The organism is Microbacterium wangyouchuni (assembly GCF_054072595.1).
The window spans coordinates 292548-315007 of record NZ_JBSVRM010000004.1; the positions used below are offsets into that span (position 1 = coordinate 292548).

At 63.7% G+C, this 22460-nt stretch carries 22 protein-coding genes and 2 tRNA genes; 7 read left to right on the forward strand and 17 right to left on the reverse strand.

Annotation, left to right across the window (positions count from 1 at the left end; all coding sequences use genetic code 11):
* Positions 1–72: 72 nt before the first annotated feature.
* Positions 73–972, forward strand: a complete 900-nt coding sequence (locus ACW5CM_RS08755; protein WP_457124777.1) for a hypothetical protein — start codon at positions 73–75, stop codon at positions 970–972.
* Between the two features lie 94 nt (positions 973–1066).
* Here ACW5CM_RS08755 and tig read toward each other — a convergent pair whose 3' ends face one another.
* Both tig and ACW5CM_RS08765 read right to left on the reverse strand, forming a co-directional pair.
* Positions 1067–2575: a trigger factor gene (gene tig / locus ACW5CM_RS08760; RefSeq protein ID WP_457124778.1), complete on the reverse strand. Its 1509-nt coding sequence runs from the start codon at positions 2573–2575 to the stop codon at positions 1067–1069.
* A 64-nt stretch (positions 2576–2639) separates the two neighbouring features.
* A tRNA-Pro gene (locus ACW5CM_RS08765) sits at positions 2640–2713 on the reverse strand.
* Positions 2714–2834: 121 nt separating this feature from the next.
* On the opposite strand from ACW5CM_RS08765, the gene ACW5CM_RS08770 reads away from it, so the two are divergent.
* The 6 genes from ACW5CM_RS08770 to ACW5CM_RS08795 all read left to right on the forward strand — a co-directional run bounded on the left by ACW5CM_RS08770 (position 2835) and on the right by ACW5CM_RS08795 (position 7096).
* Positions 2835–2908, forward strand: a tRNA-Gly gene (locus ACW5CM_RS08770).
* Between the two features lie 20 nt (positions 2909–2928).
* The gene (locus ACW5CM_RS08775) at positions 2929–4071 is read left to right on the forward strand and encodes a hypothetical protein (RefSeq protein ID WP_457124779.1); all 1143 of its coding nucleotides are present in this window, start codon (positions 2929–2931) and stop codon (positions 4069–4071) included.
* Positions 4072–4175: 104 nt separating this feature from the next.
* Positions 4176–4706: a SipW-dependent-type signal peptide-containing protein gene (locus ACW5CM_RS08780; protein ID WP_457124780.1), complete on the forward strand. Its 531-nt coding sequence runs from the start codon at positions 4176–4178 to the stop codon at positions 4704–4706.
* Between the two features lie 5 nt (positions 4707–4711).
* The gene (locus tag ACW5CM_RS08785; protein ID WP_457124781.1) at positions 4712–5353 is read left to right on the forward strand and encodes a SipW-dependent-type signal peptide-containing protein; all 642 of its coding nucleotides are present in this window, start codon (positions 4712–4714) and stop codon (positions 5351–5353) included.
* A 7-nt stretch (positions 5354–5360) separates the two neighbouring features.
* A complete protein-coding gene (locus ACW5CM_RS08790; protein WP_457124782.1) occupies positions 5361–6572 on the forward strand; it encodes a signal peptidase I in 1212 nt (403 codons plus the stop codon).
* Entirely contained in the window at positions 6569–7096 is a 528-nt protein-coding gene (locus ACW5CM_RS08795; protein ID WP_457124783.1) for a hypothetical protein, read from the forward strand. Before ACW5CM_RS08790 ends, ACW5CM_RS08795 begins: the two co-directional genes overlap by 4 nt.
* Positions 7097–7168: 72 nt before the next feature.
* Here the strand turns inward: ACW5CM_RS08795 and ACW5CM_RS08800 are convergent, their stop codons facing one another.
* From ACW5CM_RS08800 to ACW5CM_RS08870, 15 genes are all read right to left on the reverse strand, one after another.
* Positions 7169–7525 carry an RNA polymerase-binding protein RbpA gene (locus tag ACW5CM_RS08800; RefSeq protein ID WP_438255393.1) on the reverse strand — a complete coding sequence of 119 codons (357 nt, stop codon included), beginning with the start codon at positions 7523–7525 and terminating at the stop codon, positions 7169–7171.
* A gap of 1 nt (position 7526) precedes the next feature.
* Entirely contained in the window at positions 7527–7778 is a 252-nt protein-coding gene (secG, locus tag ACW5CM_RS08805) for a preprotein translocase subunit SecG (RefSeq protein ID WP_438255392.1), read from the reverse strand.
* Positions 7779–7858: 80 nt separating this feature from the next.
* Positions 7859–8650, reverse strand: coding sequence for a triose-phosphate isomerase (gene tpiA / locus ACW5CM_RS08810; protein WP_438255391.1), 792 nt, complete (start codon positions 8648–8650; stop codon positions 7859–7861).
* The gene (locus tag ACW5CM_RS08815) at positions 8641–9855 is read right to left on the reverse strand and encodes a phosphoglycerate kinase (protein ID WP_457124784.1); all 1215 of its coding nucleotides are present in this window, start codon (positions 9853–9855) and stop codon (positions 8641–8643) included. The genes tpiA and ACW5CM_RS08815 overlap by 10 nt, the downstream gene beginning before the upstream one ends.
* 7 nt (positions 9856–9862) lie before the next feature.
* Positions 9863–10873 carry a type I glyceraldehyde-3-phosphate dehydrogenase gene (gene gap / locus ACW5CM_RS08820; protein ID WP_438255389.1) on the reverse strand — a complete coding sequence of 337 codons (1011 nt, stop codon included), beginning with the start codon at positions 10871–10873 and terminating at the stop codon, positions 9863–9865.
* Between the two features lie 107 nt (positions 10874–10980).
* Positions 10981–11607 carry a superoxide dismutase gene (locus ACW5CM_RS08825; RefSeq protein WP_438255388.1) on the reverse strand — a complete coding sequence of 209 codons (627 nt, stop codon included), beginning with the start codon at positions 11605–11607 and terminating at the stop codon, positions 10981–10983.
* A gap of 166 nt (positions 11608–11773) precedes the next feature.
* Entirely contained in the window at positions 11774–12751 is a 978-nt protein-coding gene (gene whiA / locus ACW5CM_RS08830; protein ID WP_438255387.1) for a DNA-binding protein WhiA, read from the reverse strand.
* A gap of 70 nt (positions 12752–12821) precedes the next feature.
* The gene (gene rapZ, locus ACW5CM_RS08835; RefSeq protein WP_438255386.1) at positions 12822–13694 is read right to left on the reverse strand and encodes an RNase adapter RapZ; all 873 of its coding nucleotides are present in this window, start codon (positions 13692–13694) and stop codon (positions 12822–12824) included.
* Positions 13695–13723: 29 nt separating this feature from the next.
* Positions 13724–15616 carry an excinuclease ABC subunit UvrC gene (uvrC, locus tag ACW5CM_RS08840; RefSeq protein WP_439254261.1) on the reverse strand — a complete coding sequence of 631 codons (1893 nt, stop codon included), beginning with the start codon at positions 15614–15616 and terminating at the stop codon, positions 13724–13726.
* Complete coding sequence (uvrA, locus tag ACW5CM_RS08845) at positions 15616–18504, reverse strand: excinuclease ABC subunit UvrA (protein WP_457124785.1); 2889 nt, start codon at positions 18502–18504, stop codon at positions 15616–15618. The genes uvrC and uvrA overlap by 1 nt, the downstream gene beginning before the upstream one ends.
* Positions 18505–18550: 46 nt before the next feature.
* Complete coding sequence (locus tag ACW5CM_RS08850) at positions 18551–19081, reverse strand: hypothetical protein (protein WP_457124786.1); 531 nt, start codon at positions 19079–19081, stop codon at positions 18551–18553.
* The gene (locus ACW5CM_RS08855; protein ID WP_457124787.1) at positions 19078–20340 is read right to left on the reverse strand and encodes a DUF58 domain-containing protein; all 1263 of its coding nucleotides are present in this window, start codon (positions 20338–20340) and stop codon (positions 19078–19080) included. Before ACW5CM_RS08855 ends, ACW5CM_RS08850 begins: the two co-directional genes overlap by 4 nt.
* A complete protein-coding gene (locus ACW5CM_RS08860) occupies positions 20337–21302 on the reverse strand; it encodes an AAA family ATPase (protein ID WP_438255381.1) in 966 nt (321 codons plus the stop codon). Before ACW5CM_RS08860 ends, ACW5CM_RS08855 begins: the two co-directional genes overlap by 4 nt.
* On the reverse strand, positions 21299–21769 hold the full coding sequence (locus ACW5CM_RS08865; RefSeq protein ID WP_457124788.1) for a hypothetical protein: 471 nt from the start codon (positions 21767–21769) through the stop codon (positions 21299–21301). Before ACW5CM_RS08865 ends, ACW5CM_RS08860 begins: the two co-directional genes overlap by 4 nt.
* Positions 21766–22455: a DUF4129 domain-containing protein gene (locus ACW5CM_RS08870; RefSeq protein WP_457124789.1), complete on the reverse strand. Its 690-nt coding sequence runs from the start codon at positions 22453–22455 to the stop codon at positions 21766–21768. The genes ACW5CM_RS08865 and ACW5CM_RS08870 overlap by 4 nt, the downstream gene beginning before the upstream one ends.
* Positions 22456–22460: the final 5 nt, after the last annotated feature.

Here is a 22460-nt window from a genome sequence, read left to right on the forward strand (position 1 = left end):
ATATCAGCGTGGCGCACCAGATGAACGATCGCCGAGTCAGCAGACCGGTTCAGACGCCGGTAGCGTCGAGGTATGAGTGATACCGCACCCCTGCTCGGACTGCTGCTCGATGTCGATGGCCCGATCGCCAGCCCTGTGACCCGCACGGTCGCGATCCGGTCGATTGTGACCGATCTGGTGGAGCTTGCCGGCGCCGGCATCCCGATCGTTTTCAATACCGGACGCTCCGACGCTTTTTTGCGCGAGGAAGTCGTCATGCCGCTTGTCGCCGCCGGTCTTCCCGAGCATGCGCGGGTTTTCGCCGTGTGCGAGAAGGGTGCCGTGTGGTTCGCCATCACTCCCGAAGGTGCTGGCGAGATCGAGGTGTCGCATGAACTCGCGGTTCCGGCATCCTACGCAGAATCGATCGAAAAGCTCGTCGGGGAGCGATTCGATGATCACATGTTCTTCGACCGCACCAAACGCGCCATGGTTTCGATCGAGCAGCACACGAGTATCGACAACGCCGCCTACAAGGTGCGACAGGTTGAGTTCGACGCCGCGGCCTTCGATGAGATGGGCCGGCACGATCTAGGCATCGAACACAATGGCGTGATCGCGGCGGATGCTGTCGGCGACGTCGGGTACCGCATCGACTCGACGATCATCTCCACCGATATCGAATCGGTCCGGCTCGGCAAGGATCTCGGCGCAATGCGCGCGATCGAGATGCTGCTGCCGAATGGCCCGCTGCCTCAGCAGTGGCGCACGGTGGGCGACTCGCGCACCGACTACGCGATGGCCGACTGGCTACACGAGCAGGGCTTCACTGTTGCTCATGTCGATGTGCGGCCGGCCGATGGCATTCCGGAGACGCCCTACCCTGTACTGACCGCCGGAGGGTTGATCCACGACGAAGCAGGGGCTGCGTTCCTCACGCGCTGGGTTGAGATGGTGCGCGGCACTGCCACGCACGATACCGACGTGCGCTGAGCTCCTCGAGAACGAGTTCGTTCTCGAAGCTTCCCGCTTCAACGCGAAAGGACGGATGCCGAAGCATCCGTCCTTTCGTCAATTTACAGCGCGATTACTCGGCTGCGTCAGCCTTCTTCGCCGGAGCCTTCTTGGCGGCCGGCTTCTTCGCAGCGGGCTTCTTCGCGGCCGGCTTCTCGTCAGCAGCGTCAGCGTCGGTAGCCTCAGCGTCAGCAGCCTTCTTGGCGGCCGGCTTCTTGGCGGCGGCCTTCTTCGCCGGAGCCTTCTTCGCAGCAGGCTTCTCATCGGCGGAAGCGTCAGCCGACTCAGCAGCCTCGTCCTCGTCGTCGACGGCGACCAGGCTCGACAGGTCCACGGGTTTGCCGTTGGTGTCGACCACGTTGACCTTGCCCAGGGCGATCGCGAGCGCCTTGTTGCGGGCGACCTCGCCGACCAGTGCGGGCAGCTGGTTCGAGGACTGCAGCGCCTCGACGAACTCCTGCGGAGCCATGCCGTACTGCGCAGCGGACTGGATCAGGTACTGGCTCAGCTCTTCCTGCGAAACCTGCACGTCAGCCTGCTCGGCGATCGTGTCGAGGAGGACCTGCGTGCGGAACTGCTTCTCGCTCGCCTCGGTGACCTCAGCGCGGTGCTCGTCATCCTCAAGGCGGTTCTCACCTTCGAGGTGGTTGTGCACCTCGTCTTCGATGAGCTGCGGAGGAACGGGGATTTCAACCTTCTCGAGCAACGCCTCGATGAGCTTGTCGCGTGCGGCCGAGCCCTGTGCGAAGACGGCCTGCTCGCTCACGCGCTCGGCGAGGCTGTCGCGCAGCTCAGCGATGGTGTCGAACTCACTGGCGATCTGAGCGAAGTCGTCGTCTGCCTCAGGAAGCTCGCGCTCCTTGACAGCCTTGACGGTCACGGATACCTCGGCCTCGGCGCCGGCGTTGTCGCCACCGACGAGCTTCGAGCGGAAGGTCGTGTCCTCGCCAGCAGTGAGCGACTCAACGGCGTCATCGATGCCCTCAAGCAGCTCGCCGGAGCCGACCTCGTAGGAGACACCCTCGGCACGGTCGATCTCGTTGTCGTCGATCGTGGCAACCAGGTCGAGCTCAACAAAGTCACCCTTCGCTGCCGGACGGTCGACGGGGATGAGCGTGCCGAAACGGGCGCGCAGCTGGTCAAGCTCAGCGTCCAGCGCAGCGTCGTCAGCTTCGACTGCGTCAACGGTCAGCGTGATCTCGTCGAACGCGGGAACCTCGATCTCGGGGCGCACGTCCACCTCGACATCGACGAGCAGGTCTCCAGAGAAGTCCTTCTCGTTCGGCCACTGGGTGATGTCAGCGGACGGACGGCCGACGACGCGCAGCTTGTGCTCGTTGGCAGCCTCGCGGAAGAACTTGTCAAGCGACTCGTTGGCAGCGTGCTCGATGACGGCGCCACGGCCGATGCGCTGGTCAATGATAGGAGCGGGGACCTTGCCCTTGCGGAAGCCGGGGATCTGGACGTCCTGCGCGATGTGCTCATACGCGTGCGCGATGCTGGGCTTCAGGTCGTCCGGGGTGACCGTGATGGTGAGCTTCACCCGGGTCGGGGTCAGCTTCTCGACGGTGCTATTCGCCATGCTTGTGTGTCTCCTTTTGGATTTCCGCGCAACGGCGCGGCCGTGAGGTTTTAGGGGGCCGTTGTCGGGGCGACAGGATTTGAACCTGCGACTTCCCGCTCCCAAAGCGGGCGCTCTACCAAGCTGAGCTACGCCCCGGTCGATCCCGTAGACGGGAACGGCCTCGTCGAGTCTAACGGACAGGAACACTCTCAACGTCCGCTATGCTAATCAGGTCCGGTTTTGACCGGGTTCGGTCCCAGAGCTAGTCGATGGGTCCGGGGCTGTAGCTTAGTGGTAAAGCCTCTGTCTTCCAAACAGATGATGCGAGTTCGATTCTCGTCAGCCCCTCCACTTCTTCGGAAGGATGCGCCGTGACCGAGTCACCAGCTCCTCCGGGTTCAGCGCGACGCACCATTGTCATCCGCCTAGCAGTGACTGTTGCCGTGATCGGCATTCTGTTCGGGGCTGTTCAGCTGGCAGCGAATCTGCTTTATGACGACGCGAGACGCGCGTTCGATTCGCTCGCAACGGATGCCGAGAACAGTCACTCATCCTTGGTCGAAGCCGTCGACGAACTTCACGAGGTCAGCAAAGCTGGAGAGAGCGTCATCGCCACAGCCAGCGTCTGGCTGATGGATGCTGAGGCCAAGCAGAACCTCGCCACTGCTGTTGACGACGCTGCGCCCGTGGTGGAGCGGATGGCCACGTCGGCAGGCGAAACCGCACCCACAGCAACGACGAAGCCCGGGTGGGCATGGGAATTGTTCGTCGCGACAGCGCAGCTCAATGCCGATTCTTCGACGACCGTCCGACTGATCGACGATTACAGGTCGGCGGGTCAGGATGCTGCGGCCGCCACGAGTGTGCTGCAAGAAGCGGGCACCGCCGCTGTGACCTCGGCAACCGAATCAGCCGAACAGTTCGAGGCCGACCACATCTCGGCGCGCAACCCCGATATCGTGGCTTTTCGCGCTGCTACTCAACGCCTGACTCGGTCTTCCGATGACTTCTCCACCGAAGCATCCACCGCTTACTTGGACATGGAACAGGCAGCTGCCGCCATGCTTACATCCGAGCATGCCGAACTCATGGAGAAGAGTGGCCCGCTGAACTCCGCTCGAGACGAGGTCGAGACCTTCGCTCGCAGCCTCGCACCCGGCCTCCTTCTTGACTTCGACTGGGCACCGCTCGTCAACGGATTCGGGGATGCAGACAGTATGGGCGGTTACGCAAGTTGGTGGTACGGCGATCCGGGCTACGCGAATATCGAGTTGTCGAACTCGGTGGCGGAGCGCTGGCCGAGCGAGCGCAGCAGAGCCCTGGTCGCGCATGAGGTCGGTCACGCAATCAGCGTTCGATGCGAGGGCGCATATGACGATTCGTCACAGGACAAGGTCGAGGACTGGGCGACAGCGTGGGCCATCAGTATGGGCTACCTCAACCGAGCCAACGGAACATCCACTTACGGCACTCCCCCGCAAGAACTGATCGACGCTGCCGCTGCATGCCGTTAAGCACGCGTGTCGGTTTCGCAGACGGCAAGCCCAAAAATCACCGATAAGCACTACGCTGGCCCGTAACATGCGCGCTACCCACGCGCACGATATGAGGGGGATTCATGGAAAGTTCACGTCGTAACAAGATCTATGCAGTGCTCGCCGGCGGGTTGGTACTCGGCGTCGGGGCCGCTGTTACGCTCGCCGCGTGGAATGACTCCGAGTTCGCGACCGTTGACTTCGCATCTGGCAGCTTTGTCTTCCAAGGTTCGACGGACGGAACGACATTTGCTGACCATGCTTCTGAGGCGGGCGCGGCAGAACTGACGTTCACTGCGGACTTCACGAACCTGAGTCCGAACGACGTCGTCTACACGCCGTACGCGCTGAGCCTGGAGTCCACCACATCGGCAACGCTCACCGAGGTTGCACCTGTCGTGAGCGGTACGCTCAGCGGAGATCTGACATTCGCGTCGGTTGCCACCACGGTGTTCGGCTGTGACGAAACAGCCTTCGCCAGCGGAACCGCCGTCCCAACGACGATCACAGATGGCGAAGTCATCAACTTGTGCCTCCAGGTCACCGCTGGTGACACCATCGAGCAGGGTGAGACGGGCGCCGCGCTGTGGCAGTGGGATGCCCTCTCGGAGTAGTCCCGATGGCAGTAGTGAGCAGGCGCACCGCCCGGCGCGTCCGTCAGCGTCGCGTACAGTCCCTTCGACTGCGCGCGGTGCTGGCTGGTGCACTCGTTCTGGGCGTCGGCGGCACAGCCACGTTGGCAGCATGGACGGATCAGGAATACGCTTCGGCCCAGATCACCGCTGGCACTTTCTCCATTGTGTCGAGAACGGCGCAAGCCCCGACGTTCGCACCCCATGACACAGCCGCGAACGCAGTAGCGCTGCCCCTCAACGCAGCAAATCTCTATCCGGGTCAGAGCCGAGCAGCCTGGATTCAGATCACGACCGTCGGCACGGTTCCGGGATCTGTGCAGTTGACCGGTGTGAGTGCGCCGGTCAACGATGCACGTGGCACAGCCCTCGGCAACGCGCTGAGCGTTCGGATCATTGCAACGACGACGACGAGCGGCGCTGCCCCTTCATGCACCACGGCGACGACCGGTGGAGTGACCTACACTGGCATCGGCACCGTACCGGCATTGCCCGTGCAGACTTTGCAGGCCAACGGGGCGAACTTCGTCAACTATTGTGTGGTCGTCACCCTGCCGGCGAACACGCCCACGGGCGCCCAGGGTGGTGTCGTCACCCCGACCTGGACCTTCACCGGAGCAACCGGGTGATTCAGCCATGACTGTGTCTTCGGCGGCATCGCGAGTGGGCAGGATCCTTCGCGAGGCACTCCTCACCCTCGCGGCACTCGGCGGCGTGATCTGCATCGTGATGACGGTCCTCGCCTACACCGGCGGGTTCTCACTCATCATGTTCAAAACCGGATCGATGTCGCCGACGATTCCTGCCGGGTCGGTCGCGCTCGTGCAGGAGATCCCCGCTTCCGAGATCGCAGTGGGCGACGTGGTCACTGTGGATCGTCCGGCGGGGCTGCCCGTGACTCACCGAGTCACATCCGTCGCGACCGGTTCGACGACGAATGAGCGACTCATAACGATGCGTGGCGATGCCAACGAGACCGAGGACCCGGCGCCCTATGCTGTCGCGGATGTCCGCATCGTACGCGGCTCGGTTCCTCAGCTTGCGCACGTTATCGTGTGGTTCGGGAACCCACTCGTGCTCGGTGCGCTCAGCGTCGGCGCCGCTGTACTGGTCACCTGGGCCTTCTGGCCGAGGGAGTCCCGACGCCGACGTGACGAGGTCGCTCCCGACAGTACCGATGGCGAGAACGACTCCTCCGCTACACCTCCACGGACGCGGAGGGAACTGCGTGGTGCGCGTGCACTCGGCGTAGCGATCGTTCTGGGATCGGCGACCCTCAGCGTCGGAATCTGGACCCCGGCTCCTGCACAGGCTTCCGACATGCTAAAGATGAGCTCCGATCTGTCCGGCACACAGATTCTCAGCCCCGTTGATCCGCTGTACTGGCATGTCGATGTCGACGCCGGTGCCGCACCGGAAGACGGCATGCTGACCATCACTCTGGCAGGTGCGAGTAGAACCGCCGACGTGGAGATCGTCGCCGAAGTCTGGTCGTGTGCCGCTGTATGGGTTTCGAACAACTGCTCGCAGGGCGAGGTTCTGCTGCGTGAAAAAGCGCGGCTTGACTTGAACGGCCCGTGGGAGCAGCTGGTGGAATCCACTACTCCGGGAACCGTCTATCTCCGCATCGGGCTGACCGCGCCGGTCACAAATGCCAGCCATCAAACAGCGTCGCTCACTGTGCGCGCCGCGGCAGCGGGTGAAACCGCCGAAGAGGATGTGAGCGGAGAGCCTGAGCTGCCGGAAACAGGTGGTGCATCGTGGGCCATGTTCGCCGCTCCTGGCGCGGTTCTCGTCGGGATCGGCACCGCGTTGATAGCGCGCGCGGGGAGAAGGGAGACCACATGAAGCGACAGCGCAGCGTTCGAGTGGGCGTCGCCGCGATCGGTGTGCTGGCACTGCTCGCCGTCGGCAGCGTGCGCTCCGCGCCGACGGAAGCAGCGTGGACAGAAGCGGAGCACGCGAAAAGCAGTGCGATATCTGCAGCCACGCTGACCGCGCCTGCCAACGCGACATGCGCGCCGAGCAGCCTACCCGTGCTGGGCTTACAATCGCTCACGCTGACTTGGTCGTCGCCGCAGATCGAAGCCCAGCGCGTTCAGATTCAGCGTGGCGCCACCGTCGGAACCGATATTCAAGGCAGTCCGGCAAGCGGGATCGTCCGGACCGGCCAACAAGGAGGTCAGTATCAGTATCGGGCTACCTACGACACCAGCAAGCTCCTCGGGCTCGTAGACCTGACGAACCTCCTAGGCGGCTCATATACGATTCGTATCTACAACGGCGCCGGAACTGATTGGATCTCCCCTGCAAGAACATTCAATATGAACGTCGTGCTCCTCGGGCTGGGGTCCTCTTGTAATGCAGCGTGATCCATGCACGAAAAAACCGCCGCGACCCATAAGGATCACGACGGTTTCGTCAAAGAACTAAAGCGGCGGCGCTCAGGCCTGTCCGCGGCGCTCGCGTAGCTGAGTGAGCGCGTCCTCCAGCAACTGAACAGCCTCGTCGTCGCTGCGACGCTCCTTCACGTACGCGAGGTGCGTCTTGTAGGGCTCGTTCTTGCCGATTTCGGGCGGGTTGTTCTTGTCGCGGCCCGCCGGCAGCCCCGAACGAGGGTGGTCGATCGTCTCAGGGATCTCTTCGTCGGGAAGTCCCGCAGCGAAGTAGCGAACAGTCTCGTTGCCGAGGCCGTCCCAGTACGAGACCGCGATGCGGTCGGCGTGGTAACCGTGGTCTTGTTCACCCATCGGGCCAGAACCGACACGGGTTCCGCGGATGGCGTTTCCTCCGGTAGCCATATCAGGCCACCACCTCCAGTTTGGTGATGAGCCCCAGCGCCACGATGGAGACGAACCACACCAGCGCGAGGATGATTGTGAAGCGGTTGAGGTTGCGCTCTGCGAGACCGGAAGATCCGACAGCAGAGGTCATCCCCCCACCGAACATGTCGGAAAGGCCGCCGCCGCGGCCCTTGTGGAGAAGGATGAGGAGAGTCAGCAGGACGCTGGTGATGCCCAGCACAACCTGCAGGACGAACTCAAGAATTGCCACGAGGGAGAGCCTTTCGCTGGGACAGAATTCCCGTAAGGGTCAAGTATACGACGGAGGCGGGGCCGAAACCCCGCCGCCGCTCATACGCCGACGTGCTTTTCGAATCGGATGATTGCGGCGAAGTCGTCAACGACGAGGCTCGCGCCACCGACCAAGGCACCGTCAACATCGGGTTCACGCATGAAGCTTGCGATGTTCGCTGCCTTCACCGAGCCACCGTAGAGAACACGGGTGCGCGCAGCAGCGTCCTCGTCCAGGCTCTTCGCCAAGACGCCGCGAAGCGCAGCGCACACATCCTGTGCCTGCTGCGGAGTCGCTGCCTGTCCAGAGCCGATGGCCCAGACCGGCTCGTAGGCGACCACAACGTCAGCGGATGCCGGAACGCCCTTGAGCGCCGCTTCCAACTGACCGGCCGGCACCGCACTGGCACCGAACTTCTCGAGGTCTTCTGCGGTCTCACCGACGCAGATCACGGGAACGAGCCCGTGCTTCAGCGCCGCCTGAACCTTCGCAGCCACAACGTCGTCGCCCTCAGCGTGATACTCACGACGCTCCGAGTGGCCGATGATGACGTACTTCGCGTCGAGCTTGGCCAGGAACGCACCGGAGATCTCCCCCGTGTACGCACCCGAATCGTGTGCAGAGACATCTTGCGCACCCAGCTCGAACGGAATCTTGTCCGCATCGATCAGCGTCTGCACGCTGCGGATGTCGGTGAAGGGCGGGAACACCGCGACCTCGACCGAGCCCTCTTCGTGCTTGGCATCCTTCAACGCCCAGTGCAGCTTCTGAACGAAGGCGACCGCCTGCAGGTGGTCCAGGTTCATCTTCCAGTTGCCCGCAATCAGCGGGGTACGAGCTGTTACGCCCATCCGAGCACCTCCAGGCCGGGTAGTTTCTTGCCCTCGAGGAATTCGAGGCTGGCGCCTCCACCCGTCGAGATGTGACCGAACTGGTCATCGGCGAAGCCAAGCTGACGAACAGCCGCTGCCGAGTCACCACCGCCGACCACGCTGAGGCCGTCGACCTCGGTGAGAGCCTGAGCGACTGTCTTTGTACCAGCAGCGAACGCTTCGAACTCGAACACGCCCATCGGGCCGTTCCAGAACACCGTCTTGGAGCTGCGGATCGCCTCGGCGAATGCCGCAGCGGTATCAGGTCCGATGTCGAGGCCGATGCCGGAAGCGCCGAATGCGGACTGCTCAATGGCGTCTGCTGCGGTCACTTCGTGCGCAGCATCCGCAGCGAACTTCTCGGCCACGACGACATCCGTCGGCAGCACGATCTCCACACCGCGCTCGGCTGCTTCAACGAGATAACCGCGAACAGTTTCGAGCTGGTCTTTCTCCAACAGGCTGGATGCCACGGCGTGGCCCTGCGCTGCGAGGAAGGTGAACAGCATCCCGCCGCCGACCAGAATCCGGTCGACACGCGGAAGCAGATGCGAGATGACACCGAGCTTGTCGCTGACCTTCGAGCCACCGAGCACGACCGTGTAAGCGCGCTCCGGGTTCTCCGTCAGTCGGTCAAGAACCTCGAGCTCTGTCGCGATCAGGAGCCCAGCAGACGAGGGCAGCAGCTCCGCCAGTTCGTAGACGCTGGCCTGCTTGCGGTGCACGACGCCGAATCCATCAGAGACGAGCGCGTCGCCCAGCTCCGCAAGTTCAGCGGCGAAAGCCTGACGGGTTCCGTCGTCCTTCGACGTCTCTCCCGCATTGAAGCGCAGGTTCTCGATGACGACGACGCCGCCGTCCTCCAGCGAAGCAACAGCCTCACGGGCGGACTCGCCCACCGTGTCGCGAGCGAACGCGACCGGCTTGCCGAGCAGCTCGGCCAGCCGCTGCGCCACAGGCGCAAGGCTGTACTGCGGGTCCGGGGCGCCATCGGGGCGTCCCAGGTGCGAGCACACGATGACACGTGCGCCCGCATTGATGAGGGCATTCAAGGTCGGCAACGAGGCACGAACACGGCCATCGTCCGTTATGACGCCGTCCCGCAGAGGAACGTTCAGGTCACAACGGACGATGACGCGCTTGCCCTCGAGCGAACCCAGTGATTCCAGGGTGCGCAGGGTCATGATCTTCTTAGAGACGCTCTGCGACGTACTCGGTCAGGTCGACGAGACGGTTGGAGTAGCCCCACTCGTTGTCGTACCAGCTGGAGACCTTCACGAGGTTGCCGCTGACGTTGGTCAGCGTCGCGTCGAAGACCGACGAGTGTGCGTTGTGCACGATGTCGCTCGAGACGATCTCGTCTTCGTTGTACTGCAGGTAGCCCTTGAGGCGACCGTCAGCAGCTGCCTTCTTGTAGGCGGCGTTGACCTCGTCGACCGTGAGGTCGGCACGATCGGAGATGATCGTCAGGTCGACGATCGAGCCGGTGGGAACCGGCACGCGGTAGGAAGAGCCGCTGAGCTTGCCGTTGAGCTCGGGGAGCACAACGCCGATCGCCTTGGCAGCACCGGTCGAGGCCGGCGTGATGTTGATCGCTGCGCCACGTGCGCGACGCAGGTCGCTGTGCGGGCCATCCTGCAGGTTCTGGTCAGCCGTGTAGGCGTGCGCAGTCATCATGAAGCCGCGCTCGATGCCGAACTCGTCGTTGAAGACCTGTGCCAGCGGAGCGAGGCAGTTGGTGGTGCAGGACGCGTTGGAGATGATGTTGTGCGCGGCCGCGTCGTAGGTGTCCTCGTTCACGCCCATGACGAACGTGGCGTCGACGTCGGTGCCGGGAGCAGAGATCAGGACCTTCTTGGCGCCTGCATCGATGTGCTTCTGGGCGAGCGCACCCTTGGTGAAGAAGCCGGTCGACTCGATGACGATGTCGACACCCAGCTCGCCCCACGGGAGGTTTGCGGGGTCGCGCTCTGCGAACGCCTTGATCTTCTTGCCGTTGACCGTGATGCTGTCGTCGTCGTAGCTGACTTCGGCATCCAGAACGCCGCTGACAGAGTCGTACTTGAGCAGGTGCGCAAGCGTCTTGTTGTCGGTGAGGTCATTCACCGCGACGATTTCGAGGTCTGCTCCCTGCGCGAGTGCTGCGCGGAAGTAGTTACGTCCGATACGGCCGAAGCCGTTGATGCCGATTTTGACAGACACTAAGGTCTCTCCCTGTTTCTCGAGCGCTCTCGCGCATTTTCAATAGAGAATTGGTGTGGACAACGGCGTCCCGACGAGCTGAATGCCCATCGGGACACTCGTCTTGGTTACGACAGTACCAGCAGGCCCTTCGTCTGGTTACGTGCAGTTTCGAGACGCTGGGCGACGTTCTCCCAGTTCGCGATGTTCCACGCGGCCTTGACGTAGTCAGCCTTCACGTTGAGGTAGTCCAGGTAGAAGGCGTGCTCCCACATGTCGAGCTGGAACAGCGGAATGGTTCCCATCGCCGTGTTCGAGTGCTGGTCGAACATCTGCTGGATGATCAGACGCTGGCCGATCGAGTCCCAGCTGAGTACAGCCCAGCCAGAACCCTGGATGCCCATCGCTGCAGCAGTGAAGTGTGCCTGGAACTTCTCGAACGAGCCGAAGAACTCGTCGATGGCAGCCTTGAGCTCACCCTCGGGCTGACCGCCGCCGTTCGGCGACAGGTTCGTCCAGAAGATGGAGTGGTTGACGTGGCCACCGAGGTTGAACGCGAGGTCCTTCTCAAGCTTGTTAACGTTTGCGAGGTTGCCGCTGTCGCGAGCTTCAGCGAGACCATCGAGCGCAGCGTTTGCACCAGTCACATACGCCTGGTGGTGCTTGTCATGGTGCAGTTCCATGATCTTGCCGCTGATGTGCGGTTCCAGGGCCGCGAAGTCATAGGGAAGGTCGGGAAGCGTGTAGATCGCCATGTCGTTTCATCCAATCCGCGCCGTACCGCGGCGCTTGTCGGTCCTCCACGCCACCCACATGCGGCGAGGAGCAGACTTTTTCATCCTACTGACGACAACGCCCGAGCGGTGGGGTTCCTTCCGCGGGTGGAGAAAAATGTCTGTCCTCTACCCGGGGGCGTGGGGATCAGACGTCGAGCCCGGCGGGGACGGCAGCTTCCGTGTTCGAGATGCCCTCCTGCTGGGCGCGCTTGTCTGCCATGGCCAGCAAGCGACGGATTCGGCCGGCGACGGCATCCTTCGTCAGCGGCGGCTCAGCGTGGTGACCGAGCTCATCCAGGCTGGCGTCACGATGGGCAAGACGCAGTTCGCCGGCAAGGCGCAGGTGGTCGGGAACATCTTCGGCGAGGATCTCCAGCGCGCGCTCCACGCGGGCGCAGGCGGCCACTGCGGCCTGAGCTGAGCGACGCAGGTTCGCGTCGTCGAAGTTCACCAGGCGGTTGACGCCCGCTCGCACCTCGCGGCGCTGCCGCATTTCTTCCCAGGTGGCGGCCGTCTTCTGCGCGCCGATCTGGCTCAGGAGCGAACGGATAGATTCGCCTTCGCGGACGACCACTCGCGGCGTGCCACGTACTTCGCGGGCCTTCGCTGCGACCCCGAGCCGATGTGCGGCACCGACGAGGGCCATTGCAGCCTCGGAGGTCGGGCAGGTCACTTCGAGCATCGCCGAGCGTCCGGGCTCCGACAGCGTGCCGGCTGCGAGGAACGCACCGCGCCACAGACCGGCGATCTCTTCGCGAGACCCGGTGGTCAGACGGTTCGGAAGTCCGCGCACGGGGCGACGGCGCTGATCCAAGAGACCGGTCTGGCGAGCAAGGGTCTCCCCTGCCGCAATCACACGGACGGCGTAGCGTGCACCATCGTGGGAGCTGGCCGACTGCACCTGAGCGATTTCGGGGCGAACGCCGTAGATCTCGGCGAGGTCGCGTGCGACGCGACGCGCCAGCAGGTCGGCGTCCACCTCTGCCTCGACTGCGACGCGACCGGCGATCGAGTGAAGACCACCGGCGAAGCGGAGGATCGCAGTGACTTCAGCGACCCGCACTGTCGGGGGTGCGTTGCGGATGCTGATGAGTTCAGCCTTGACATCGGTGGTTAGCGCCACGGGACTCCTTGTAAAACCTGATGCGTCGGATCGCGACGCAAAGAACTAGTTTACCCGGCGCGGCACCGTTCTATTCCCGGCCGAGGTCGCGGTGACGCACGCTGATCGCGATACCGGGAATCACCGATAGCCGCTTGGCCAGTTCCTCCGCCATCGCAACAGAACGGTGCTTGCCTCCGGTGCATCCGATCGCCACCGTCGAATGCCCCTTGTTCTCGCGCTGGTAGCCGGCAAGAACCGGGTCGAGCATCGTGGCGTAAGCGTCAAGGAATTCCGCTGCTCCCTCACGCGAGAGCACGTAGTCGCGCACGGTTTCGTCTTGTCCGGTCAGCCCGCGCAACTCTTCCCGCCAGTACGGGTTCGGCAGGAAGCGCATGTCCGCGACCAGATCGACATCGGTGGGCAGGCCGTATTTGAAACCGAAGCTCAGAATCGTCAGACGGTGGCGCGCTGCGCCCTCGTCAGAAAACGTCTCCGAGACCTGGGTCGCCAGCTGGTGGATGTTCAGCGATGAGGTGTCTATGACGATGTCGGCTGCCTCGCGAACCATTGTCAGCCGACTGCGCTCCAGACGGATGCCGTCCAGCAACGTGCCGTCCTCTTGCAAGGGGTGCGGGCGGCGAACGGCCTCGAATCGGCGAACGAGCACGTCATCAGAGGCATCCAGGAAGACCACCCGGACACTGCCTCGCGAGCGAAGGGCCCGCGCCACTTCCGGGAAATCGTTGAACAGGTTGCGGCCGCGCACATCGACGACTGCGGCCACCTTGGGCAGCGCTCCCCCGCCGAGATCCGTGAGATCAAGCAGAGGACGCAGCATCTGCGGCGGCAGGTTGTCCACGACATACCAGCCCAGGTCCTCCAAGGCATTCGCTACTGTCGAGCGCCCTGCACCGGACATGCCGGTGACGATGAGGAACTCGTTCTTCTCCTCGGCGGTCATCGGTTCTCCCTCTTCCTGTGAAGACCAGCCTATCGAGTCGCGAGATGCGTGTGGATGCTCTCCGCCAGCGCGGGTCCGATACCCGGCACTTCCTGAATCTCAGACGGGGTCGCCGAGCGCAGCGCGGTCACGGAGCCGAAGTGTCTCAGCAGCACCTTGATGCGCGCAGCGCCCAAGCCAGGCACCTCCTCGAGAACCGTGGAGATGTCGCGTTTGCGACGCTTACGCTGGTGAGTAATCGCGAAGCGGTGAGCTTCGTCTCGCAACCGCTGCAACAGGTAGAGCGCCTCGCTGGTGCGCGGCAGAATCACGGGAAAGTCTTCCCCGGGCAGCCAGATCTCCTCGAGCCGTTTGGCTATGCCGCACAGTCCGATCTCGGTGTGCCCGGAATCGCGCAATGCGCGTGCTGCCGCTTCTACCTGCGGCTTTCCGCCGTCGACGAGCAAGAGCTGCGGCGGATATGCGAACCGCGGCTTCTTCTTCGTCATGACGACTTCGGCATCTTCGGTGCCGTCGACAACGGTCTCATCGACTTCTTCCGGCCGATCCAGGTACGCGAGGCGACGCATGAGCACCTGGTACATCGAATCGGTGTCATCCGTCGTCTCGGCGATATTGAACGAGCGGTACTGATCTTTGCGCGGCAGCCCGTCTTCGAAGACGACCATCGACGCGACCACATTGGTGCCGCCGAGGTGCGAGATGTCGAAGCACTCGATGCGCAGTGGCGCGGCCTCGAGATCGATCGCCTCCTGCAGGTCGGTCAGCGCCTGCGTGCGCGCCACGTAATCGCTCGTGCGACGGGTTTTGTGTCTGATGAGCGCCTGCTGGGCGTTGACTGTTGCGTTGCGCATCAGTTCGGCGCGCTGGCCGCGCTGAGCGACAACGACCTCGACACGCCGACCCCGTCGCTCGCGCAGCCACGCTTCGAGATCTGCGGCGTCATCGGGCAAAGCGGGGACGATGATCCTTCGTGGCACGTCGACACCTTCGCCGTAGGCACGCTGCAGCACCTGGTCGACGAGTTCTGAGCCGGAGATGTCGATCTCCTTCTCGATCGTCGTCGCACGCACCCCGCGCACGCGTCCACCGCGAATAACGAACTGCTGCACAGTCGCGGCGAGCTCGTCCTCCGCGATACCGAACAGATCAGCATCCTCGTCCGCCGCAAGAACTAGCGAGCTCTTCCCGAGCACCGCTTCGATCGATGCCAGCTGATCGCGGTATTTCGCCGCTGCCTCGTAATCCATCGCGGCCGAGGCCGCCAGCATCCGCTTGGTTATCTGCTTAGTGAACCGTTCATCTCCGCCGGCCATGAACGCGACGAAGTCGTCGACCATCGCGCGATGCTCTTCGATGGATACCCGCATCGAACAGGGTCCGCCGCATTTGCCGATCTGGCCGGGAAAACACGGACGCCCCGTGGCCATCGCGCGCTTGTAGCTGGAGTCGCTGCAGGTGCGGATCGGGAACGCCTTCACCATCAGATCGATGGTCTCGTGCACTGCCCAGACTTTCGGGTAAGGCCCGAAGTACCGCGCACGCGGAATCCTGCGGTTGCGGGTGACCAGTACCCGTGGAGCTTCGTCTCCGAGAGTGACCGCCATGAACGGGTAGGACTTGTCGTCCTTGTAGCGCACGTTGAACGGCGGATCGAACTCTTTGATCCACATGTACTCAAGTTGCAGCGAGTCGACATCGGTGGGCACGACCGTCCACTCGACCGAAGCCGCGGTGGTGACCATCCGGCGGGTGCGCTCATGCAGTGTTCGCAGCGGAGCGAAGTAGTTCGATAGCCGCTGGCGCAGGTTCTTCGCCTTGCCGACGTAGAGCACACGCCCCTCGGCATCCAGAAAGCGATACACCCCTGGATTGGTCGGGATCTCCCCTTGGCGGGGTTTGTAGGGCAGGATGTCGGCCATCAGCCGACCTTCCGAGCCCCGCGTCCCGCACCGAGGATCTCGTCGAGGAACATGCCAGTGTGGCTTTCCTCGGCGCGAGCGATCTGCTCCGGCGTGCCGGTAGCGATGATCTGGCCGCCGCCGGAGCCGCCCTCGGGTCCGAGGTCGATGACCCAGTCCGCGGACTTGATGACATCGAGATTGTGCTCGATGACGATCACCGTGTTGCCCTTGTCGACCAGCCCGTTCAGCACTTCGAGGAGCTTACGAACGTCTTCGAAGTGAAGACCCGTCGTGGGCTCGTCCAGAACATAGATGCTGCGGCCGTTGCTGCGGCGCTGCAGTTCCGTGGCGAGCTTGACGCGCTGCGCCTCGCCACCGGACAGCGTCGTGGCAGACTGACCGAGCCGCACGTATCCGAGGCCCACATCCACGAGCGTCTTCATGTAGCGGTGGATCGCCTGAATGGGCTCGAAGAACTCGGCAGCCTCTTCGATCGGCATCTCCAAGACCTCGGCGATGTTCTTGCCCTTGTAGTGCACGGCCAGCGTGTCGCGGTTGTAGCGCTTGCCCTGGCAGACCTCGCAGTCAACGTAGACGTCGGGCAGGAAGTTCATCTCGATCTTGATCGTGCCATCACCGGAGCAGGCCTCGCAGCGCCCACCCTTGACGTTGAAGCTGAACCGGCCAGGCAGGTAGCCGCGCACCTTCGCCTCGGGTGTTTCGCTGAACAGCGTGCGGATCCGATCGAACACCCCGGTGTAGGTGGCCGGGTTTGACCGCGGTGTGCGGCCGATCGGCGCCTGATCGACGTGAACCACCTTGTCGAGATTGTCGAGCCCGGTCACGCGGGTGTGCTTTCCCGCGAGGGTTCGCGCACCGTTGAGCTTGGATGCGAGCACGCGGTACAGGATGTCGTTCACGAGCGAGGACTTACCCGAACCGCTCACACCGGTGACGGCAGTGAGCACGCCGAGCGGGAAGTCCGCCGTCACGTTCTGCAGGTTGTTCGCACGCGCGCCGACGACGCTCAGCATGCGCTTCTTATCGATCTTGCGCCGCTTCTTCGGTGTGGGGATCTCGCGCCGACCGGCGAGATAATCGCCCGTCATCGAGGCGGTGTCGCTGAGCAGGGCCGCGTACGGACCGGAGTGCACGACGCTGCCGCCGTTGACACCAGCACCGGGGCCGATGTCGACGACCCAGTCAGCCGCTTCGATCGTCTCCTCGTCATGTTCGACGACGATCAGAGTGTTGCCGAGATCACGCAGCTTCTGCAACGTCTCGATCAACCGCCTGTTGTCTCGCTGGTGCAGACCGATCGATGGTTCATCGAGAACGTAGAGAACCCCGGTCAGACCCGAGCCGATCTGCGTCGCGAGCCGAATGCGCTGCGCCTCGCCACCGGACAGCGAACCTGCGGCTCGGCTGAGGTTGAGATATGCCAGCCCCACCTGGAGCAGGAACTCGAGACGCAGTCGGATCTCGCGCAGCACCTGTGCTGCGATCTTCGCTTCACGGTCGGTGAGTGACAGGGTGTGCATGAACGTCGAAGCGTCAGCAAGGCTGAGATGCGAAACTTCGGCAATCGAGTGCCCGTGCACGCGGACGGCGAGCACCTCGGGCTTCAACCGGTCGCCGTTGCACGCCTGGCACGGCACTTCGCGGAGGTACTCGCCCCAGCGAGCGCGCTGGTTGTCGCTCTCGGCCTGCGCGTACTGTCGTTCGATGTAGGGCACGACGCCCTCAAAACCGGAGGCGTAGCGCATTTCGCGCCCGTAGCGGTTCTTCCATTTGACGGTGACCTTGTAGTTGTCGCCGCGGAGGATGGCATCCTGCACGTCCACGCGCAGGTCTTTCCACGGGGTATCGAGATCGAAGTTCAGATCACGTGCGAGGCCTTCGAGCAGCCGCTCGTAGTACTGGAAAAGTCCCTTGCCCTGGGTTGTCCACGGGATGATGGCACCCTCGCGGATGGAGAGCTCTTCATCGCCCAGCATCAGGTCGACGTCGACCGACATGCGCGTGCCCAGCCCCGAGCAGGTCGCACACGCTCCGAACGGGGCGTTGAAGGAGAACGTGCGCGGCTCGATCTCCGTCAGCGTGATCGCGTGCCCGTTGGGGCACGCCAACTTCTCAGAGAACGACTGCCAGGCCTCGTCTCCTTCTGCGTCGACGAAGTTGATCTGCACAACGCCGCCGGCCAATCCCAGCGCGGTCTCCACCGAATCGGTGACGCGTCCGAGAATGTCAGCGGATGCCACGAGCCGGTCGACAACGACGGCGATATCGTGCTTGTAGCTCTTCTTCAGCTTCGGCGGTTCTGCGAGCTGGATGAGCTCGCCATCGACGATCGCGCGCGAGTAGCCCTTGGCGCCCAGCTCGCGGAACAGATCGACGAATTCGCCCTTCTTCTGCGAAACGATCGGTGCCACGATCTGATAGCGCGTGCGCTCTTCGAGCTCCATGAGCTGATCGGCGATCTGCTGAACGGTCTGACGCTGGATCTTTTCGCCGCACTCCGGGCAATGCGGGATGCCGATGCGGGCCCAGAGCAGTCGCATGTAGTCGTAGATCTCGGTGATCGTGCCGACCGTCGAACGCGGGTTGCGGTTGGTCGACTTCTGGTCGATCGAGACCGCAGGGCTCAGTCCCTCGATGAAGTCGACATCAGGACGATCGACCTGACCGAGAAACTGTCGTGCATAGGCACTGAGCGACTCGACATAGCGGCGCTGACCCTCAGCGAAGATGGTGTCGAATGCGAGGCTCGACTTCCCCGATCCGGACAGACCGGTGAACACGACGAGCGAGTCGCGAGGAATGTCGATATCGACGTTCTTGAGGTTGTGTACGCGAGCACCGCGGACACTGAGTTTTCCGGGGCTGACAACGGGGACAATAGGCACCGGACAAGTCTACGAGGGGCCACAGACATTGGCTCTGTTAGGGCATTCAGGAACGCCTGCGCGAGCGCCCCAGATCCGATATCAGCACAATGACGAGTATCGCGAGTGCGCCAGCACCAATGATCGTCGCCCCCGTGACCGTGACCGCCGTGCCGGTGAAGACCAGCATCACCAGGAGGGTCACCGGCTGGGCGATGAGTTGGATCAGCAGCAGTCGGCGCAGCGTCGGCCGAAGCGCCACCAGGACCACCCGCGAGTTCCATCTCAGCACGAGAAGCAGCGACGACAGCACGTGAATCACGTGCACAGCGAAGACAGCAACCGCCGTTTGCCACAGAGTCGGTTCGCTCATCAGCATCCCGATCGCGATCCCGGCAATGGCGATCCATCCGCCGAAGCTCTGCGGGAACACGATCCCGACCACTGTTGCCAGCACGACGATGATCTGCCAGCCGACCACGGGCACCAGCAGCAGAGCGGTGCCAGAAACGAACACGAGGAAAAACACCCATACAACGACGGCCGGAACAGCAGCAGTCGTGCGGACCGTGTCGTGCTTACGGCGCAGCTGGATCATCGTCGCGTCCTCGCCAACGCGCTCAGGCTCGCCTCGATACCTTCGCGCCACGCAACGGTGTCGACTCCGGTGTTGGCCAGGTCATGCATCACTTCATCGCGGTCCGCGAGCACGACACGAAGCGCCACCTGCTGCTCTCTGCTCAGCCGCTCGCGATTGAGCGTCGGCAGAGTATCTATGGCAACCACTCGGTGTCCGGCGGCCCGCCACATCAGTGCGACATCGGATGCTGCACCCTCGAAGAACGTGGAGACAACAAAGATCACCGACCCGTGCGGCACCGGCGGCGTGCGGTGGAATCGTGCGTCTTCACCGGCTTGGCCTGTTGCGGCGATCGCCGCTTCGACTTTGGCGAGATGGCGCGCTCCCGCGCCGCTGCGCACAGATCGGCCGCCGTGCATCAGCACGTGAAAGGCGACGCGATCTCCTGCGCCGATCGCCGCTGTCGCGATCGACGCGGCGGCCTCTCGCGCCAGATCCAGCGAGGTCACTCCGCTGCGCTCGAGGTCTCCGCTCCCCCAGGTTGCGACAACGGCGCCGAGGTCATCGGCGGTGTCCATCGATATGACGATGGTCGCATCGCTCAGCGTGTTGGTGCGTCTCACCAGGAGATCGCCTGGGCGCCGCGCCATGCGCGCAGTGGCGCGCCAGTCGACGCGGCGCAGCTCATCACCGGGGACGAACGGGTGGATGTCGCGGAAGTCTCCGCCCTGCCCGGGCCGGCGTCCTTCATGGTTGCCGTGCATGCCGGTGAGCCGGGGCGACAGAGGCAGCGGAGGCAACGCTGTCTGCGCAGGTGCGACGTTGCGGACGAGTTCAGCGATCTCGGTCGCAGGCCCGAGGATGGCGCCATCGGCAGAGAATCCTCTGGCGGATGCCCGAACCGCGGCCACTGGCCCCGAGTGCAATGCGGCACTGACGGACACCACGGGCGCCCCGCCAACGGGAAGAATCAGATGCCGTCGGCGCCGCGCCGACTGCACGATGACGAGTTCAGCGACTTCGGCGTCACCGTTCACCGCGACTTCGGTATGCAGCGTCCCATCGTTCGTCAGTGGCAGCGCCCGCACCGCGACAGTCGTCTGCTCGCCAGCATCCGCTCGGGTCAGAGCCAGCGCGCTGGCGATGGCCAGGGGCAGCCCTATCGCCGCTATATCAGGGCGAGAGAAGACGAGACCGAGGCAGGCGAGGCCGGCCGCAACGATGACTCCGATGACGAGGCCCGGCCCCCATCGACGTCTGGTGATGGGGCGTGTCACGCTGGCGCGCCGACCGTCGGAGGAACGGGCACCTGGCCCACAACCTGCTGCACGATCTGCTCTGCGCTGGTCCCCTGCGCCCAGGCCTGCGGGGTCAGCGTGAGCCGGTGCGCAAGCACGGGGACAGCGATCCTCTTGATGTCGTCAGGGCGCACGAACTCACGACCATCCAGCGCCGCGAGTGCGCGCCCGAGCAGCAGCAGCGCCAGCGAACCGCGCGGCGATGCCCCGACCGCGACGTTCTGCGCCTGCCGAGTGGCCGCTGCGATGTCGACGCAGTATCGCGCGATATCCGGATGAACCGAGATCGCCTCCACTGCGTGCTGCACTTCGAGCAGTCGCTCAGCGTCGATCACGGCGTCGACCGTGGTGGCTTCGGCTCTGCGGGCTACCCGGTTCAGGAGAATCTGCGTCTCACCCGACACCTCCGGGTATCCCACCGCAAGGCGCACCATGAAGCGGTCCAGCTGCGCTTCCGGCAGAGCGTAGGTGCCCTCATATTCGATCGGATTCGAGGTTGCGATCACGTGGAACGGCGCGGGCAGCGGAAAGCTGTTGCCTTCGACGGTGACCTGTCGCTCGGCCATTGCCTCCAGCATCGCCGACTGTGTCTTCGGCGTTGTGCGGTTGATCTCGTCGGCCAGCAACAGCCCGGTGAAGATCGGGCCCTGCCGAAAAACGAAGTCGCCGGTGTCCGGCGCGTAGACATACGATCCGGTGACGTCGCCGGGGAGCATGTCCGGGGTGCATTGCAGGCGACGAAAGCCGAGCCCGAGGGCGGATGCCAGGCTCCGAGCGGCAAGCGTCTTACCGAGTCCGGGCACATCCTCGAACAGCACATGTCCGCCGGCGAGAATCGTCGCGAGTGCGAGTTCGATCGGATCATCCATTCCCACCACAGCCGTGCGGACTGCTGCGAGGATCTGCGCTCCGGTCTCGGCGATCGTCATGTTCTGCGTCATTGCTTCTCCTTGGTCCGCGAAAGCGTGTCGATGGCATCCAGCGCACGCTCGATATCGTGACGTGTGGTGCCGGATCCGATAAGCCGCTCCCAGATGTCGAGGTCGATCAACGCCGCGATAGCGGCGCGATCGTCAGGATTGTCCGGATCGAGGTCTTGTCTTCCCAGGCAGCGCTTGAGCGTGTCGCGAACGCGACGGGTGATGAGCGCCCCGGCTGCTCCCGTTGTCGGGTTGAGCGACCATGCCATCCGCGCGATGGCGGTCCCTCGGCGTTCGGGCCCGGCGGTGATCGTCGGGGAATCGAGACGCGGTTCGTCCGGGATCCCCACGCGCAGACATACCGTCAGGATGCCAGCGAGGATGCCCCAGCCGACGGCGAAGGTGAGCTGCACACCGATGGCAAACACGAGGATGAGCGTGACGCCGGCAGCGACGGCGAGCGCCGTGATGATGTGTGAGCGCGTCATTGCCATCCCTCCTCGATAGTCTTCAGCGCAGTGCGCGCGGTGTCGCGGTCCTGTTCATCGGCGACATAGCTGCCGAATCGAACGCTCTCATACAGGCGCAGCAGTGCGTCAGCGGCATCTGAGATGCCTTCGCGCTGGGTGATGATGCGGATGGCGAACTCCGCCGGAGTCTCACTCATGCCACGAGCTATGCCAGCATCGGCTGCGCTTTCTTCCAGGCCGACCCACGAAGCGATGATGGCATCCGCGGGAATCGCGCGCTCGTCGATGAGTTTGAGCGCGCCTTCGATGCCGCGTCGGATCACCGGGGCGGCGACTGCGGTGTCCTCGGCAGTCGGCTCTTCCACAAGGTCGTGGCCCGTGTCGCTTCCGGGTTGCGCACGCAGCGGACGATCTCGCCAGGCCCGCAACAGCGCCCGCACCACGAGAAAGAGAACGGCGATCACTGCCAGTGCGGCAAGAATCAGGAAGATGGTTCCGATGATCGCGCCGACGATGTCCGAGCCTGTCTCCGGAAGTGGAGCCGCGGAGCCGGTCGGCATCGGTTGCGCAGGTTCAGTGAACGTCGGGGCGCTCGGCGCGGGGAAGACGGGCGGGTTGATCGTCGGCGCACCTTGCACTGCTGCTGCGAAGATGACGAGGAGGAATAGTCCGCCGACCGCGGCCACAATCGCCGGCCGCTTCACACTGC